Source organism: Streptomyces sp. NPDC002734, from assembly GCF_040295685.1.
Classification (GTDB): domain Bacteria; phylum Actinomycetota; class Actinomycetes; order Streptomycetales; family Streptomycetaceae; genus Streptomyces.
This window is the reverse complement of record NZ_JBEOVU010000016.1, coordinates 19,361-35,482: the sequence shown is the minus strand read 5'-3', so window position 1 is coordinate 35,482 and position 16,122 is coordinate 19,361. Positions and strand designations below refer to the sequence as shown.

Below are 16,122 nucleotides of genomic sequence, written 5' to 3'. Positions count from 1 at the left end.
CGTCTCGGCGGAACCGGCCCGCGGGGCCCGGGGAGCCGGGCGTCAGTCCGTGCTCCGCGCATCGGTGCGGGGAAGGGTCTCGCCCCGGAAGAACCCGGGCCGGCGCAGCCGCTGCGCGATCATCACGACGACGCCCAGCAGCAGCACGCTGACGCCGAGAATGAAGACCAGGCCGATGCCGCCGATCTGCGACCCCGATCCGTACGACGGGTCCATCGAGTCGTAGCAGGTCTGGACGAAGAAGATCAGGAGCAGGATGCCGCCGGTGCCGGGCAGCAGGCCCTTCATGAAAAAGGCCTTCACGCCGCGGCCGAGCTCCTTGCGGAAGTACCACACACAGGCCAGTGCGGTGATGCCGTAGTAGAAGCAGACCATCATCCCGAGCGCGGTGATGGTGTCCCACAGGACGTCCTCGGACAGCACCCGCATGACGGCGTAGAAGGCGGAGGCCACCAGCGCGGCCGCGACCGTGGCGTAGCCCGGGGACTGGAACCGCGGGGTGATGCGGGCGTAGGCCGGCGGCAGTGCGCCGTAGTGGCCCATGGCGAGCATGGTGCGTGCCGGGGACACGAACGTCGACTGGAGGGACGCGGTCGACGAGGAGAGCACCGCGAGGGACATCAGGATGGCGGTCGGTCCCATCACGGGGCCGGCGAGTGCCGCGAAGACGTTCTCCTGGATGTCGGCGTTGCCGAGTCCGTGCGCGCCGTCGCCGATGCCGGAGTAGCTGAGCACGCCGAGCGCCACCGCCATGTACAGGGCGACGATGACCATGATCGTGGTCAGGGCCGCGCGCCCCGGCGTGGTGGCGGACCCCTTGGTCTCCTCGTTCATGGTGAGGACGACGTCCCAGCCCCAGTAGATGAAGACCGAGAGGGAGATGCCGGCGGCGAAGGACGAGAAGGAGTCGACCGCGAAGGGGTTGAACCACTCGGCGTCGATCGAGGCGGCGTCGAAGGCGGTGCCGTCGCTCACGTGGCCGAAGGCGGCGACGGAGAACCAGATGAGGACGCCGACCTGGAAGGTGACCAGGACGTACTGGACCGCCTTGGTGGCCTCGAGTCCGCGGTAGGAGATCCAGCAGGCCAGGGCCATGAAGACCAGGCAGGTGGCGACGTTGAGCGGGACGTTGCGGGTGAGGTCGGCCAGGCCGTCGTCGCCCGTCACCTGGGCGAGGAGCAGGTAGAAGAAGTCGACCGCGATGCCGGCCAGGTTGGAGAGCACCAGGATGGTCGCGGCCAGCAGACCCCAGCTGCCCATCCAGCCCACCCACGGGCCGAAGGCGCGCGAGGCCCAGGTGAAGGTGGTGCCGGCGTCCGGCATGGCCCGGTTCAGCTCGCGGTAGCCGATGGCGACCAGGAGCATCGGGACGAAGCCGACGAGGAAGATCGCGGGGAGCTGCTCCCCGACGACGGCCGCGGTGGGGCCGAGCGCGCCCGAGAGCGTGTAGGCCGGGGCGATGCAGGAGACACCGATGACGACCGCGCCCAGGAGTCCGACGCGACCTTGCGCCAGCCCTTTGCCGCCGCCCCCGGCACCGTCGCCGCCGCCGTTTCCGCCGTCGCTGCCGCCGTCGTTGCCGCCGGAGGCGGTGGCGCCGGCTGTCTGAGTGGTCGTCGCTGTCATCGCGGTTCTCCGTCCGTGTGCGGCACGACCACCATGGGGATGGGCAGGTGCCGGAGGATCCTGGCGGCCGTGGTGCCGAGGAAGGTGCGCCGTCCCGGCGCGAGGCGTGAGGAGCCGATCAGCAGGACGCCGCGCGGGTCCCAGGCGATGGACTCGACGGCCTGCTTCATGGTCCGGCCCTGTCCGATCTCGACCCGGGCCCGGCCGTCGGTGAAGCCCTCCGCGGCGGCCGCGATCAGTTCGGTCGCGCGCCGGCGTGCGGGCTCCTCGGCGCCGTGCTGCTCGTCGAGCTCCAGCAGCGAGACGAGGTGCAGGTCGAGGCGGGCGCGACGCGCGGCCTCGACCGCCTCGCGCACCACCAGCTGGGCCCCGGGGCGGGTGCCGACGGCGCAGTAGACGCGGTCGAGCAGCCCGGGCGACTCGTGACGGCGGGGCACCAGGGCGACGGGCACCGGCGAGGCGTGGAGCAGTTGGGTGGCCACCGGCCCGACCGTGAAGCCGGGGCCGCCGCCGGACGCCGTGCCGACCACCACCAGGCGGGCGTCGAGGTCCGCCGCGGCCTCCAGGATCCCCTGGGCGACGGACCGGTGCCGGCGGACGTGGGTGTGGACCGGCACGCCGGAGGGGACCGACGCCCGCGCCTCGTCGAGCCACTGCCGGGCCTGGTGCTCGACCAGCGACTCGACGTCCGGGGCAGGCGGGTACGTCGCGCCGAAGGGGTCGTCGGCGCGGATCACGAGCACGATGTCGAGGACCGCTCCCAGCGACCGGGCGAGGTCGGCGCCGGTCCGCAGGGCGATCCTACTCCGGTCGTCCCCGCCGTAGGCGACGACGTAGTGCGGGGCGCTCATGAGGACTCTCCTCGGGACGTGTCCGCGAGCTCGTCCAGCAGCTCCTCGGCGGTGAGGCGTCCGATCCGCAGGGCGCCCTCGACGTGCAGGTAGCCCTCGGCGGCCAGGTCGGAGCTGGCCCAGTGGATCGGGCCGACGGGGGTGCGCTGGTCGGCGCCGTACCGGCTGAGGCCGCCGAGGTCGAAGGTCGCGCCGTAGGCGCCGCGGGTCCACTCCTCGCTGCCCCAGTCGGACTCGAAGTAGACGACCGGCTCCAGTGCCCGCTCTCCGAGGTAGACGGCGACGGACTCGAGGATGCGGCGACGGCGTTCGGCGGCCGGCAGGGCGAAGACCTCGTCGGCCCTCTCGTCGGAGACGAAGCCGACCAGGGTGCCCCGGGTGTCGCCGTGGTTGGTGTTGTCGTAGACCTCCTGGACGAGTTCGCCGGCGCCGAATCCGGTGCCGGAGAGGCCGTCCGCGCGCCAGAAGGGCGTCTCGTACACCGCGTGCACCTTGATCACCAGGCCGAGCGAGAGGTGCTGGTGGAGCTGGTGCTGACGGCGGGGCAGCGGCGGCTCGTAGGAGACCCGGGTGTAGAGGTTGGGCGGCACCGCCATGACCACCTTCCGGGCGCGGACGGTGACGCGGTCGGAGACGACGGTGACTCCCGCCTCGTCCCACCGCACGGTCCGGACCGGGGTGGAGAGGTGGACGTCGTCCCCGAGGGCTGCGGCCATGGCCTCGCTGACCGACTGCATGCCGCCGACCACACGCCGGTCGAGGATGAAGTCCTCGTCGACGAGGTTCGAGAAGGAGCCGGCGGACGCCGCCATCAGGACGGCCTGGAGCGCGGAGAAGGAGTGCGCGGGCTTGGTGAGCATCCCGCCGGCGATGAAGAGCCCGATGTTCCGGCAGGCCTCCTCGTCGTCCGACTGTCCGCGGAGCCAGTGGTGGAAGGAGATCGTGTCGAGCTCGCGGGCCCGGGGGTGCGCCCACGGCTCGTGGGCGCCGATCTCGGCGGTGAGCGCGTCGAGGAGCTCGATCAGCCGCTCCATCTCCGTGGCGGTCTTCTCGCCGACCGGGAAGCGGTCGCCCGTGTAGCGGGTGCGGGTGCCGTCCGGGGCGACGTAGACGGAGTCGCCTTCCCGGTGGCGTGCGTAGGTCTCGAGGCCGAGCTCGTCGAGCAGGGCCAGCAGCTCGGTCTGGTCCGGCGAGACCCACTGGCCGCCGATCTCCAGCCAGGCGCCGTCCACGGTGTCGCTCCACGTGCGCCCGCCGACTCGGTCGCGGGCCTCCAGGACGGCGACGCGGACGCCGGCCTCGCTGAGGCGGCGGGCGGTCGACAGGCCGGCCGGGCCGGCGCCGACGACCACCACGTCACGGTCGAGGGTGAGGGGGGTGGGCTGGGGGCTGTGCATGGTGCTTGGTGCTTCTTCCCGAAGGCAATATGAATGTCGCTCATTTAGCCCGGGCCGGAAGTGCCCCGTCAATAGGTCCCGGGTAAGAAGTTCATCTGCCGGACAGCCCCTGGGGGAGCGTCGAAGCGGCGTCGTGAGAGGGTGACGCGGTGACATCCTCCGACCAGCCGCGACGCCGCGGGCGCCCCACCGCGCCCCTGCTGTCGCAGGAGAAGATCACCGGGGCGGCGGTGGAGCTGATCGAGCTGCGTGGGTACACGGCGCTCACCATGGCGGCGCTGGCACGGCAGTTGGGGGTCGCGCCCTCGGCGCTCTACAACCACGTGAGCAACAAGCGCCAGCTCCTGCTGTGGATCCAGGACCACGTCAACCGGGAGATCGACTGTTCGGCCTTCGAGGTGCGGCCCTGGGACGCCGCGCTCGAGGCGTGGGCGCACTCCTACCTCGACGCGTACGCACGGCACGCGACGCTCGTCCCCGTCATCGCGGTGACGCCCGTCGCCGGATCCCCCCACACGGTCGCGATGTACGAGAAGGTCGCCGCCGGTCTGCGCGCCGGGGGGTGGCCGGACGACCAGATCATGGACGTCGTGGTGGCCGTGGAGTCCTTCGTCCTCGGGTCGGCCCTGGACGCGGCGGCGCCCGACGACATCTTCGACGTCCCGGCCGGCCAGGCCCCCGTGCTGGCACAGGTCGTCGGCGCGCGCGTGGGACGTGACGCGGCCCGGGCCGCGTTCGACCTGGGACTGGCCACGGTGCTGGCGGGTCTCCGGGACCGGCTGCGGGCCCTCGCCGGGTGAACTCCCGGGAACAGCAACCCTCCTGATGGGGCATCGGCGGCCCCGTCCGCACGCGGGGTGGCCGGAACACCGCTGCCTTCGGCGGGCCTGGGCGGGCACCCGTACCCGGGCCGGACGCGCCGACGTGGAGTGCGGACCGGGCGACGGAGGGAGAGCGGATGTCGGTCGACCTCGCCGGTTTCCTGGGGGTGGTGCTGGTGGCCTACCTGGTGCCCGGCCCGGACTTCCTCGTGGTGGTGCAGGCCGCCGCCGCCCACCCGTCCAAGGGGCGGGCGGCGGCCCTGGGCGCGCAGACCGGGTTGTGCGTGCACATGCTCGCCGCCGCGGTCGGGCTGTCGCTGATCGCGGCCCGCAGCCCGGTGGTCTTCGAGGCGGTCAAGCTGCTGGGCGCGGCGTACCTCGTGTACCTCGGCGTACGGGCGGTGCTGGCGGGCCGCGCGGGCACGGGCCGCCCGGCGTGAACCGGCCACTCCCCCGGCCGGCTCCGGGTGCGGCTCCGGCGATGCGGAGGTCGACGCAGAGGCCGGTGCGGAGACCGGCGCCGACTCCGGCGCGGGGCGGTGGGGGCGGTGGCGCTCCGGGTTCACGCGGGGGCTGCTGACCAATGTGCTCAACCCGAAGGCGGCGCTGTTCTTCCTCAGTGTGCTGCCGCAGTTCGTGCACGGCGAGGGGTCCCCGGCACGGCAGATCTTCCTGCTGGGCGCCCTGGACGTGCTGATCGGTGTCGCCTACTGGTTCGCCCTGGTCGCGGTCGCCGCGCGGCTCCGTGCCTTCCTCGCCCGCCCGGCCGTGCACCGCCGCTGGGAGCTGACACCGGCTGGCTGTTCGTCGCGATCGGCGTCGGCATCGCCGTCTCCGCCTGAGCCAACCCGGTGTCTCTCCCCATTACCTCTGCGGTAATCGACGGCCCGTCGGCCCCTGCACGAGGGTGTGAACCACACGGACGCAGAACCGCTGCCGACGACCTCCGAGGAGAACACCTGCCATGACCTCGACCCACGCATCGACCGCCGTCCGCCCCCAGGAGGGCGCACGGGTGTGGCTGTCCCGCTTCCTCGCCCTCGACGCCGCCGTCACCGGCGCCAACGGCATCGCCTACCTGGTGGCCTCCGAGCCCGTCGGGGAGATGCTGGGGGTGGGCAGCGACCTGTTGTTCGGCCTGGGCGTCTTCCTCCTGGCCTTCGCCGTCGCGGTGGCCGTGGTGTCCACCCGGCCCACGCCGCCCGCGGCCGCGGTGACGGCGGTGATCGACGCGAACCTGGTGTGGACGGTGCTCAGCTTCCTGACGCTCCTGCTGTGGCTGGACGCCCCCACCACGCTCGGCACGGTCTGGATCCCGATGCAGGCGATGACGGTCGGAGGCTTCGCCGCCCTCCAGTTCGTCGCGCTGCGCCGGTCCCGGGGCTGACCGCGGCGGTCGGCGCGGCCGCGGTCAGCCCGTCACCGGCTGCCTCACCGCCCACCTCCCCTGGGGGGAACCGTCAGGCATCCCCGGGGTGTGACGGTCGGGCGGCGGCCCCGGCCGCGATCACCCGCAGGGCTTGCGCCGTCTCCGGGTCGGCGGGGAGCAGGGTCTCCACCGCCAGCTCGGAGACGGTCACGTCCATGGGTGTGTTGAACGTGGTGAGCGTGGAGATGAACGACAGCACCCGCCCGTCCAGTTCGACGCGCAGGGGTAGCGCGTAGGCGTAGGCGTCCCCGGCGGGCTGCCGGCCGTCCGGATCGCCGCCCGGCACCGGGTAGGCGGAGACCTCCTCGTGCAGCTCGCGGAGCGAGACCGAGGGCCGCAGCGCGAGCTGGCGCTCCAGCCGCTCCAGCAGGTGCGCCCGCCATTCCCGCAGGTTGTGGATCCTGGGGGCGAGCCCTTGGGGATGCAGGCTCAGACGGAGGGCGTTCATCGGCGGCCGCAGCAGGTGGTCCGGCACGCCGCGCAGCAGCAGGGCTGTGCCGCTGTTGGCGGCCACCACGTCGTAGGAACCGTCCACGACCAGCGCCGGGTTGGGTTCGTAGGCGGTCAACAGACTGTCCAGCTGGGAGCGCAGGGCCGCCATGGCCGGGTCGTGCAGCGGCCTCTCGGTGTAGACGGGGGCGTAACCGGCGGCGATGAGCAGCGCGTTGCGTTCCCGTACCGGGACCTCCAGATGCTCGGCGAGCCGCAGCACCATCGCCTGACTCGGCCTGGCACGACCGGTCTCGATGAAGCTGATGTGGCGCGCCGAACTCTCCGCCCGCAGGGCGAGCTCGAGCTGGCTGATGCGGCGCCTCTCGCGCCAGCCCCGCAACAGGGAACCGACCGTGCCGTCTCGGGTGGACCGGGTGGACCCGGGGCCGACAGTCGTCATGGCTCCGACCGTAGCGGATCGGGCCCCGGACGATCACCACGGTGACCGGGTGCGGGCTCGCGCCCGCATCGCACGGTCCTCCGGACGGCAACGGTCCACGGCGCACGGGGAGTCGGCACCGGCCGGGGGGTCCAGCCGCTGCCCCGCCGCTTCGAACTCCCCCGGGACGAGCGGCCCTCGGCAGTCGACGCGGCCGTCGCCTGGGCGACGGGCCGGTGCGGCAGCGGTCATGACCTGCGGATACGGGCTATCAGGTGCCGGGGCCGGCAGACAGCGCAGCAATGCGAGGGGTGGGCCGGCTGCCGACCACGCAGAGCGCACTCCGCAGCCGCGCACCGGCGTTGACCTCGATGGTTTCGCACCGTACCGTTCGATCTTCACCAATTGCACACCGCGTGCGCAGAAGGATCACCATCATGTCCTACCCCAACCCCCAGCACCAGCCGCCGCAGTGGCAGCAGCAGCCGACCCCGCAGGGAGCCGCGCAGCAGCCGGCCCCTCAGTGGCAGGCGGCACCGCCTCAGTGGCAGCCCGCACCGCCTCAGTGGCAGCAGCCTCCGCCCGTCGTCATCAACAACAACGTCTCGGCGATGGCCTCCGCCGTCGCGTACGGCGGCATGCGCCGGCGCCGGCAGTCCGTGGCCGCCCACTTCTGGCTGTTCCTCTTCACGGCCGGCATCGGCAACGTCCTGTACGCGATGCACATCAGCCGCTGGAACAGGATCCGCGGCCTCTGACCGGAGCGGCCGCGGGGCCTGCTCCTCTTCGCCCCCACGGGTGGTCTGCGCACGGCGGCCATCGCGTGGAACGTGGTGCCGTGGACGGACGGTTGTGTGTCGGCACGCTCCCCCACGGCCGCTGCCGATCCGGGGGAGTCGTCCCCCTCACCGTGCGGGCCGGCCTCCGGGGAGGACGTCCACCGTGCCGTCCCCGCGCTGACGCCAGGGCCGCTGGAGCGGTGCGGAAACCGCCCGCCACCACGGCTCCGTCGGAACTTCTCGGCCGGGCTCGAAAGGCTGCCCGGGGACCGGGAAGGCGATCGTCTGGCCGGCTTCCTCGGCCGCGTCCTTCGCCCACTCCGCCGGCTCCGCCCACGGGTGCAGGGCCAGGTTGAAGGTGCCCCAGTGGATGGGCAGCAGTACGCCGCCGGGGCTGCCGCCCTGGAGGTCGAGGTGGGCGCGCAGGCCCTCCTCGGGCGTCATGTGGATGTCCGGCCAGTGCTCGGAGTAGGCGCCGAGCTGGATCATCGTGACGTCGAACAGACCGAAGCGCGCGCCGATGTCGCGGAAGCCCTCGAAGTAGCCGGTGTCGCCGCTGTGGTAGACGCGGTGCCGGTCGCCCGCCACGGACCAGGAGGCCCACAGCGTGTGCTGGGTGTTGCGCAGGCCGCGGCCGCAGAAGTGGCGGGCGGGGGTGGCCGTGAGGGTGAGGGAGCCGACGCGGGTGGACTCGTGCCAGTCGAGTTCGCGCAGGCGGTCGGCGGGGACCCCCCAGTGCTCCAGGTGGGCGCCGACACCGAGCGGCACGGCGAACAGGGTGTCGGTGCCGGCCAGCGCCTTGATGGTGGGCATGTCCAGGTGGTCGTAATGGTCGTGCGAGATCACCACCACGTCCACCGGCCCGAGCGCGGCGAGCTCCGCCGGGACGGGGTGCAGCCGGCGGGGGCCCGCGAAGCCGACCGGGGAGCAGCGCTCACCCCAGACCGGGTCGAACAGCACCCGGCGGCCGTCGATCTCGGTCAGCACGGTGGAGTGGCCGAGCCAGGTGACGCGCAGGCCGTCGGCGGGCGGGGAGGACAGCTCGGCGAGGGTGCCGGGGTGCAGGGGTATCGGCCGTGCGGGTGCGCGCAGCGCGCGGGCCTCGCGGTCGAGGAACCCCTTGGCGAGTTCGCGGCGCGCGGCGGGGGCCGGGGTCGTGCGGGCGGGGCCGTCCGGGTTGCGGAAGACGCCGTCGGCGAAGTGGGGCGAGGCCTGGATGCGGGCCAGGCGCTCGCCCCGGGGCTCGGCCCCGAAGGACTCCGGCCGCAGGCCGCGCAGCAGGGACGCCCCTGCCGCGGAGACGGAACGGGCAAGGGAACCGGTGTCGCTCACAGGTGGCCTCCAGTCGCCGCGCCGGACCGGTGGTCCGGGCCGGCGTCGTCGCATTACGTGTGTCCGCGCGGACCTTCCGGCAACGTCCGCGCGGGCGTCCCTGTTCCCCAGGACGCCGGGACGTGACCTCACGTTGCCCGCGGGCCGCGGACACCGACGCCGCGCCGCGCCGGGCGGGGCACGACGGGGCGGGGCGGAAGGGACCGCGAGCCGCCCCGCCGGACCCCGCCGGGCGGGCGGCTTCACCGCCACGCCCCGACGGCCCGCGCGTCAGACCGCCCTGGCGAGCCAGGACTTGAGGTCGTCCAGCGCCAGCTGCCCCTTGGCGACGATCGTGTCGCCCGAGGACTCGCCGCGCAGGCGGCGCCCGATCCACGGCACCAGGTGCTCCCGCGCCCAGTGGACGTCGTCGAGGCGGACCTCGAGCACGCCGCGCTGGGGGCGCGGGGGCCAGGGCTGCTCCGGGTCGGCGGGGACCTCGAGACCGAGGACCTGGCCGGCCCGCAGCGCCACCCGGGTGTGCCCCTCGGCGGAGAGGTGCAGGCGGTCGCTGTCCCAGGCGCGGCGGTCCTGGACGCTGCGCAGGGACCACAGGTCCAGCACCGGGCAGCCGTACCGGTCGGCGATGGCGCGGACGTGCCCGTTGTACGTGGCGATCTTCCCGCGCAGGTGCTTGAGGACGGGGACGCCCCGGGTGTCGAAGCCGGTCGCGACGAGGACGGTCCCGGCCGCGGAGGCGAGCTCCGCGACGGCCTTCTCGAAGCGCTCGGCGACGTCGTCGGGGTCGGTGCCGGGCCGCAGGATGTCGTTGCCGCCGGCGCAGATGGACACCAGGTCGGGGGCGAGGTCACGGACCTGGGGGACCTGGTCGGCGGCGACCTGGTCGAGGAGCTTCCCGCGCACGGCGAGGTTGGCGTAGCGGAAGTCGCCCTCCGGCCTGCGGTCGGCGAGGAGGACCGCGAGGCGGTCGGCCCAGCCGACGAACGTCCCGTCGGGCCCGGGGTCCCCGACGCCCTCGGTGAAGCTGTCCCCGACGGCCACGTACGACCCGACCGACCCGATCACTGTTCTTCTGTCATTCTTCGAATCGTCTGCCACATCGAGGCATCCTCCTCCTTCGGTTGTGAGCTACGCGACCGTAGGGAGGGGTTGACGGCGGGTGAGAAATACCACGTGTGAGGGCCCGAACACACCGAGGACCGCACCCCGGCGGGGGGTGCGGCCCTCGGTTCGCGTGCGACCGCCAGGTCCCTCAGGGGCGTCAGCCGAGGCTGACCCCGTGCGAGTTGAGGTAGGCCACCGGGTCGACGTCGGAGCCGTAGTCGGGGCTGGTGCGGATCTCGAGGTGCAGGTGCGGGCCGGTCACGTTGCCGGTGGCGCCGGACAGGCCGATCTGTTGGCCGACCGTCACGGTCTGCCCGACGGAGACGGACAGCTGCGACTGGTGGGCGTACTGGGAGTACATGCCGTCGGCGTGCTGGATGACGACCTGGTTGCCGTAGGCGCCGCCGTCGCCGGCCGCCACCACGGTGCCCGCGGCGATCGCCTTGATCGGGGTGCCGGTGGGGATCACGAAGTCGGAGCCGGTGTGGTAGCCGCTGGACCACATGCCGCCGGGCGTGTGGTAGGCGGTGCCCAGGCTCGCGGCGTCCACGGGAGCGGTGTAGCCGCTCGTGGCGGCGGCGTCGGCGACCGTGGTCTTCGGGGCGGCGGGCTTCGCGGGGGCGGCCTTCGCGGCGGTCCTGGCCTTGGCGGGCTTGGCGGCCGCCTTCTTGCCGAGGTCCAGCTTGGTGCCGGGCTTGATCAGGCGCGGGTTGTCGCCGACGGCCTCGCGGTTGATCTTGTACAGCTTCTTCCAGCCGCCCGCGACCTTCTTCTTCTCGGCGATCTTCGAGAGGGAGTCGCCCTTCTTGACCGTGTAGGTCTGGCCGACGGCCTTCTTCGCTGCGGCCGGCACGCTCTGCGCCGCGTTCTGCGGAGCGGCGGCGTGGGCGGTGGCGGAGCCCATCAGGGGCAGGCCGAGCACCATGGCGCCCGTTCCGGCGACGGCGATGGAGCGGGTGAGGCGCTGGACGCCGGTGGGACGGCGGTGCTGCTGACGCTTCGCGGGCATGACGTTGTCCTCTCCGTCGCCTGCGAGGTGAGCTGTCGGGTGCGGGCTGGAGATGCCCGGCCGCGCCGTGCGCGGCTTTACCCCAAGCCCGTTCCGGAGACCGGAACAGGCGTGTACCTGTGGGTCCCCCGCTCCTGCCGTACTCGGGTTACTCGGGTGAGTGTGAGAGATCCGGGCGGCGGCAGGATTAGGCGTCCGTCCGGATCGGATGGTGAACGTAAGCGACCGGAGCGCAACCGGACAAGCGCCGGATTTCCACGAACGTGCATTCTTTGTGATCACTTAAGGGCAAAACGGTCACAGAGAGTCGCCGAGCCTCCCGCAACTCCCGCCCCGTGAGGCCCAGTTGCACCACGGCCACCGACGACGCTCGGTCACCGGTATGAGGCTGCTCACCCACTCGCACCCCACGAGCCCCCCGATGCAGGAGAGTTGTTCTTTTCCCGGACAAGTCACCATTAGGCCCTTTTGCCCGAATCGCACAGTGCGTGAGTGGCCTGCGGGCGGAGGCGACCACGGCTCCGGGGCGGCGGCACCCTCCATGTCCTGGGGACGCGTGTCGTATCGTCGGAGCGCACCCGCCGGATGCCGCGCCGGCGGGGCCGAGTGGGAGGAGCCCCCGTGACGCAGCAGGCCCCGTCGACCGAGCCCCAGCTCGCCGGAGTGCGCAACTTTCGCGACGTGGGCGGGATGCCCACGTCGGACGGCCGCAAGGTGAGGCCCGGGGTTCTGTACCGCAGCGGCCATCTGGCGAGCGCGACCGCCGAGGACGCCGCCTTCCTCGCCTCCCTCGGCCTGCGCACGATCTTCGACTTCCGCAACGAGGCGGACCGGAGCCTGGAGGGGCCCGACGTCACGCTGCCCGGGGTCCAGGAGGTGCGCCTGCCGCTGTCCGACCCGGCCGACGGCGCCGAGTTCTGGCGCCGGGTCCGCCGCGGAGGGGTGGACGAGCTGCGGCCCCTGCTGGGCGACGGCCGCGCGGCGCAGCGCATGATCGCGTCGTACCGGCAGACCGTCCTCACCCGCACCGAGGAGCACTCCCGGGTGCTGCGCTCGCTGGCCGAGGAGGGCGCACCGGCCCTGATGCACTGCTCGGCCGGCAAGGACCGCGCGGGCCTGTCGATCGCGGTGACGCTGCTGGCCCTGGGCGTGGAGCGGGACGCGATCACGGAGGACTACCTGAAGTCGGGGGCCAAGCACCGGCGCTACAAGCTGCACCGCGGCGGCGAGTCCTCGGATCCCTACACGCCGGAGATCACCGAGCTGCTGAGCCCGCTGTTCGACGCGCGGCCCGAGTACCTGGGGACGGCGTTCGAGACGATCGAGGAGACCTGGGGCGGGGTCGACGCCTACCTGACGCGGGGACTGGGCATGACCCCGGAGCTGCGGGAGCGGCTGCGCGAGCGGCTCCTCGACTGATGGGGCCGGCATGAGGACACAGGCGTGAGGACACAGGGCGAGGGCCCGGGAGCGGACGTCCGCTGCCGGGCCCTCGCCCTGTGCCGGGCCGTACCGGCACCCCTGCTCAGTTCGCGCGGGCGCCCGCCTCGAAGAGCAGCCAGATGAAGCCGGCGAAGAGGTGGCCCGCCACGATGTAGACGAAGAGGCGGATCCACAGGGCACGCGGGAACTTGTCCTCGACGTTCCTGCGGTCGGGGACGTTGTTCTTCTCGGGGTTCGTCATGACGTCGCTCCGGACGGGGTCGGGTGGCCGCCGGGCGCCTCGGGTCCGAGGCAGAGGGCGGCCGTGGGGCTCTGCAGCAGGGTGTGGACGAACAGGAGCTCGGCGCCGTCCGGGCCCTCGGCGGCCAGGCGGTGCGGGGTGAGCGAGTCGAAGTGGGCGCTGTCGCCGGGGCCGAGCACGTGGGACGTGTCGCCCAGGTGGAGGCGGAGGGCTCCGGCGAGCACGTGCAGCCACTCCTCCCCCGGGTGGACCCGGACCACCTGGTCCTGGGGGCCGCCACTGTGCGGGATGCGGACGCGCAGGGCCTGCATGGCGCGTCCCGGCGCCCCGGCGGGCCAGTAGCTCCAGCCGCCGGCCCGGGTCTCCGCGGCGGCGGACGCCCGCACCACGGCCTCGCGGTCGGGGGTGGTCTCGCCGAGGAGTTCCGAGACGGTGGTGCCGTAGACGCGGGCGAGCCCGAGGAGGACGGGCAGGGACGGCTGACGGTGGCCGGTCTCCAGGCGGGAGAGGTGGGCCGGGGAGAGGTCGGCGGCCCGGGCGGCGGCCTCGAGGGTGAGGCCGGTCCGGTGCCGGAGTGCGCGGAGCGTCGGGGCTACGCTGGGAAGGTCTCCCGGCCCGGGGCCGGGCGCCTGTGCTGCGGCGGGCATGTCACCATTCAGCCACTCTCTTGCCTCCAGGGCAAATCCTTTGCCTCAGAGGCAAGAGAGCGACAGGGGCAGAGCCCCGCAACGGGAGACCGCGGCCCGGCGGGGCCGCCGCGCCCGGCTCAGCGGTTGGCGACGGCCTGCCGCATCAGCTGACGTCCGAAGTCCCAGACGAGCCCGCCTTCGTGCGCCTCGTCCATCACCGCGGTGAACGCGGTCACGAAGCGGTCCACCTCCCGTTCCCCGATGATCAGGGGCGGGATCAGCTTGATCACTTCCAGATGGTCGCCGGACACCTGGGTCAGGATGCGGTGCCGCCGCAGCAGCGGCACGACCACCATCTGGGCGAAGAGCCCCTTCCGGGCCGCCTGCAGCAGCGCCCACCTCCCCCGCAGCTTCAGCGACCGCGGGCGGCCGAACTCGATGCCGATCATCAGGCCCCGGCCCCGGACCGCCGTCAGCAGCTCGTAGCGCTCGGTGAGCGCGGCCAGCCGTGACCGCAGCAGCTCGCCGGTGGCCCGGGCGCCCGCGACGATCTGGTCGTTCTCGATCACCGAGAGCACGGCGAGCCCGGCGGCCATCGCCTGGGCGTTGGATCCGAAGCTGGCGGAGTGGACCAGCACCCGGTCCATGGAGGAGTACACCTTCTTGAAGATCCAGTCCCTGCCCAGCGCCGCCCCCACCGGCACGTAGCCGCCCGAGAGCGCCTTGGCCACGCACACCAGGTCCGGTTCCACCCCCTCCTCGTGCTGGTAGGCGTAGAAGTCGCCGGTGCGGCCGAGCCCGGTCTGCACCTCGTCGGCGATCAGCAGCGCCTTGTGCCGGTGCAGCAGCCGCTGGGCGGCGCGCAGGTAGCCGGGCGGCGCCTCGTGCACGCCCTTGCCCTGGACGGGTTCGACGATGAGCGCGGCGACGTCCCCGCGGGCCAGTTCCCGCTCCAGCGCGCCGAGGTCGCCCAGCGGCACGGCGGTGCCCGGCAGCAGCGGCCCGAAGCCGTCCCGGAAGCCCGCCTCCCCGTTGACCGACAGCGCGCCGGCCGTCAGGCCGTGGAACGCGTGGTCGCAGTACAGGATCCTGGGCCGCCCGGTGGCCCGGCGGGCGAACTTCAGCGCCGTCTCCACGGCCTCGGTGCCGCTGTTGCAGAAGAAGACGCGGTCCAGGTGCGGGCTGTGGGCCAGCAGCCGTTCGGCGAGCAGGCCGGGCAGCGGCGGGCAGTCGAAGCGGGTGAGGTCGGCGAGCCGGGCGTCGAGGACGTCGTGGAGCGCCTTGAGGACCACCGGGTGGTGGCGGCCGAGGCCCATCACGCCGAACCCGGCGAGCATGTCGAGGTAGTCGTTTCCCTCGCTGTCGAAGAAGTAGGCGCCCTCGGCCCGGTCGTAGAGCCTGTCGAAGCCGAGGGTGCGCAGCATCCGGGGGAGCTGGTGGTTGAGATGCCGCTCGTGCAGGGCGTAGCGCTCCCCCGCACGGTCGGCCAGCAGCGCCGCCAGGTCGAACTCCGTCACGGGAGTTCCTTCACGGCGGCGGCCGCCACCACCCGTTCCTGCGGCTGGTTGGCCCGGTTGGTGGCCACCGTGTCCCGCAGGGCCCGCAGCGACTCCTTGAGCGATCCCATGGTGGCCAGCACGGCGGTGGGCTCGTAGCCGCAGTGGGCCATGCAGTTGGCGCAGCGGGGGTCCTTGCCGCGGCCGTACTTGTCCCAGTCGGTGTCCTCGACCAGCTCGCGGTAGGTGGGCACGTAGCCGTCGCTCATCAGGTAGCACGGCCGCTGCCAGCCGAAGAGCGAGTAGTTGGGGATGGCCCAGGCGGTGCAGTCGAAGTCGGCGCGGCCCTCCAGGAAGTCCAGGAAGAGCGGCGAGTGGTTGAGGCGCCAGCGGCGGCGGTTGCCGCCGGAGAACGCCTTGCGGAACAGCTCGCGGGTCTGCTCGACCCCGAGGAAGTGCTCCTGGTCGGGGGCCTTCTCGTAGGCGTAGGCGGGCGAGATCATCATCTCGTCCACCTGGAGCTCGTCGTTGAGGTAGTCGAGGACCTCGACGACGGTCTGCGGGGTGTCGGTGTTGAAGAACGTGGAGTTGGTGGTGACGCGGAAGCCGCGCCGCTTGGCCTCCTTGACGGCCTCCACGGCCTCGTCGAAGACGCCCTCCTTGGCGACCGAGGCGTCGTGGCGCTCGCGCAGACCGTCGATGTGGACGGCGAAGGCGAAGTAGCGCGAGGGCGTGAACAGGTCGAGCTTCTTGCGCAGCAGCACGGCGTTGGTGCAGAGGAAGACGTACTTGCGCTTGTCCACCAGTTGGCGGACGATCTCGTGGATCTGGGGGTGCATCAGCGGCTCGCCGCCGGCGATGGACACCATGGGCGCGCCGGACTCGACGACGGCGCCGACGGCCTGGGCGACCGGCATGCGCTGCTTGAGGATGCCGGCGGGGTGCTGGATCTTGCCGCATCCCTCGCACTTGAGGTTGCAGGCGAAGAGCGGCTCGAGTTCCACGATGAGCGGGAACTTGTCCCGGCGGCGGAGCTTCTGTCGGGCCAGGTAAGTAGCGACCGTGACGGACTGGCGCAGCGGCATGGCCATCTG

17 protein-coding genes and 1 riboswitch are annotated in these 16,122 nt (G+C 72.7%); of the genes, 6 read left to right on the top strand and 11 right to left on the bottom strand.

Translation table 11 applies throughout. From position 1 onward, the window contains the following. Positions 1–42 precede the first annotated feature (42 nt). Genes ABT026_RS16285 through ABT026_RS16275 form a run of 3 tightly spaced genes read right to left on the bottom strand, consistent with a single transcriptional unit; the run spans position 43 to position 3,874 of the window. Positions 43–1,626 (bottom strand): APC family permease, encoded by a 1,584-nt coding sequence (locus tag ABT026_RS16285; protein WP_351115099.1) that lies wholly within the window; start codon positions 1,624–1,626, stop codon positions 43–45. After that, positions 1,623–2,477: a universal stress protein gene (locus tag ABT026_RS16280; RefSeq protein ID WP_351115097.1), complete on the bottom strand. Its 855-nt coding sequence runs from the start codon at positions 2,475–2,477 to the stop codon at positions 1,623–1,625. The genes ABT026_RS16285 and ABT026_RS16280 overlap by 4 nt, the downstream gene beginning before the upstream one ends. Continuing rightward, entirely contained in the window at positions 2,474–3,874 is a 1,401-nt protein-coding gene (locus ABT026_RS16275) for a flavin monoamine oxidase family protein (protein WP_351115096.1), read from the bottom strand. The genes ABT026_RS16280 and ABT026_RS16275 overlap by 4 nt, the downstream gene beginning before the upstream one ends. A 149-nt stretch (positions 3,875–4,023) precedes the next feature. Between ABT026_RS16275 and ABT026_RS16270 the strand changes: the two genes are divergently transcribed. The 4 genes from ABT026_RS16270 to ABT026_RS16255 all read left to right on the top strand — a co-directional run bounded on the left by ABT026_RS16270 (position 4,024) and on the right by ABT026_RS16255 (position 6,082). Further along, positions 4,024–4,674: a TetR/AcrR family transcriptional regulator gene (locus tag ABT026_RS16270; RefSeq protein ID WP_351115095.1), complete on the top strand. Its 651-nt coding sequence runs from the start codon at positions 4,024–4,026 to the stop codon at positions 4,672–4,674. Between the two features lie 158 nt (positions 4,675–4,832). Continuing rightward, a complete protein-coding gene (locus tag ABT026_RS16265) occupies positions 4,833–5,135 on the top strand; it encodes a LysE family transporter (RefSeq protein WP_351115094.1) in 303 nt (100 codons plus the stop codon). A gap of 145 nt (positions 5,136–5,280) precedes the next feature. Then, positions 5,281–5,574, top strand: a complete 294-nt coding sequence (locus ABT026_RS16260) for a LysE family translocator (protein WP_351115093.1) — start codon at positions 5,281–5,283, stop codon at positions 5,572–5,574. Positions 5,575–5,659: 85 nt separating this feature from the next. Then, a complete protein-coding gene (locus ABT026_RS16255; RefSeq protein ID WP_351115092.1) occupies positions 5,660–6,082 on the top strand; it encodes a hypothetical protein in 423 nt (140 codons plus the stop codon). 73 nt (positions 6,083–6,155) lie between these two features. Here the strand turns inward: ABT026_RS16255 and ABT026_RS16250 are convergent, their stop codons facing one another. After that, positions 6,156–7,016, bottom strand: a complete 861-nt coding sequence (locus ABT026_RS16250) for a helix-turn-helix domain-containing protein (protein ID WP_351115091.1) — start codon at positions 7,014–7,016, stop codon at positions 6,156–6,158. 416 nt (positions 7,017–7,432) lie between these two features. On the opposite strand from ABT026_RS16250, the gene ABT026_RS16245 reads away from it, so the two are divergent. Then, the gene (locus tag ABT026_RS16245; protein ID WP_351115089.1) at positions 7,433–7,753 is read left to right on the top strand and encodes a DUF8108 domain-containing protein; all 321 of its coding nucleotides are present in this window, start codon (positions 7,433–7,435) and stop codon (positions 7,751–7,753) included. Positions 7,754–7,900: 147 nt separating this feature from the next. Here ABT026_RS16245 and ABT026_RS16240 read toward each other — a convergent pair whose 3' ends face one another. From ABT026_RS16240 to ABT026_RS16230, 3 genes are all read right to left on the bottom strand, one after another. Next, on the bottom strand, positions 7,901–9,055 hold the full coding sequence (locus ABT026_RS16240) for an MBL fold metallo-hydrolase (RefSeq protein WP_502967999.1): 1,155 nt from the start codon (positions 9,053–9,055) through the stop codon (positions 7,901–7,903). Positions 9,056–9,376: 321 nt separating this feature from the next. Further along, complete coding sequence (locus ABT026_RS16235; RefSeq protein WP_351115238.1) at positions 9,377–10,168, bottom strand: SGNH/GDSL hydrolase family protein; 792 nt, start codon at positions 10,166–10,168, stop codon at positions 9,377–9,379. A 199-nt stretch (positions 10,169–10,367) separates the two neighbouring features. Next, the gene (locus ABT026_RS16230; protein WP_351115086.1) at positions 10,368–11,219 is read right to left on the bottom strand and encodes a M23 family metallopeptidase; all 852 of its coding nucleotides are present in this window, start codon (positions 11,217–11,219) and stop codon (positions 10,368–10,370) included. Positions 11,220–11,223: 4 nt separating this feature from the next. Beyond that, positions 11,224–11,388, bottom strand: a riboswitch (cyclic di-AMP (ydaO/yuaA leader). A 452-nt stretch (positions 11,389–11,840) separates the two neighbouring features. Here ABT026_RS16230 and ABT026_RS16225 point away from each other — a divergent pair. Continuing rightward, a complete protein-coding gene (locus tag ABT026_RS16225) occupies positions 11,841–12,638 on the top strand; it encodes a tyrosine-protein phosphatase (protein WP_351115085.1) in 798 nt (265 codons plus the stop codon). 106 nt (positions 12,639–12,744) lie between these two features. Here the strand turns inward: ABT026_RS16225 and ABT026_RS16220 are convergent, their stop codons facing one another. The 4 genes from ABT026_RS16220 to hpnH form a co-directional block, all read right to left on the bottom strand. Beyond that, positions 12,745–12,903 (bottom strand): DUF6126 family protein, encoded by a 159-nt coding sequence (locus tag ABT026_RS16220; protein ID WP_351115084.1) that lies wholly within the window; start codon positions 12,901–12,903, stop codon positions 12,745–12,747. Then, entirely contained in the window at positions 12,900–13,550 is a 651-nt protein-coding gene (locus ABT026_RS16215) for a helix-turn-helix domain-containing protein (protein WP_351115083.1), read from the bottom strand. The genes ABT026_RS16220 and ABT026_RS16215 overlap by 4 nt, the downstream gene beginning before the upstream one ends. Positions 13,551–13,669: 119 nt before the next feature. Next, positions 13,670–15,049 carry an aspartate aminotransferase family protein gene (locus tag ABT026_RS16210; protein ID WP_351115081.1) on the bottom strand — a complete coding sequence of 460 codons (1,380 nt, stop codon included), beginning with the start codon at positions 15,047–15,049 and terminating at the stop codon, positions 13,670–13,672. After that, positions 15,046–16,119, bottom strand: a complete 1,074-nt coding sequence (hpnH, locus tag ABT026_RS16205; RefSeq protein WP_351115080.1) for an adenosyl-hopene transferase HpnH — start codon at positions 16,117–16,119, stop codon at positions 15,046–15,048. The genes ABT026_RS16210 and hpnH overlap by 4 nt, the downstream gene beginning before the upstream one ends. Positions 16,120–16,122 lie beyond the last annotated feature (3 nt).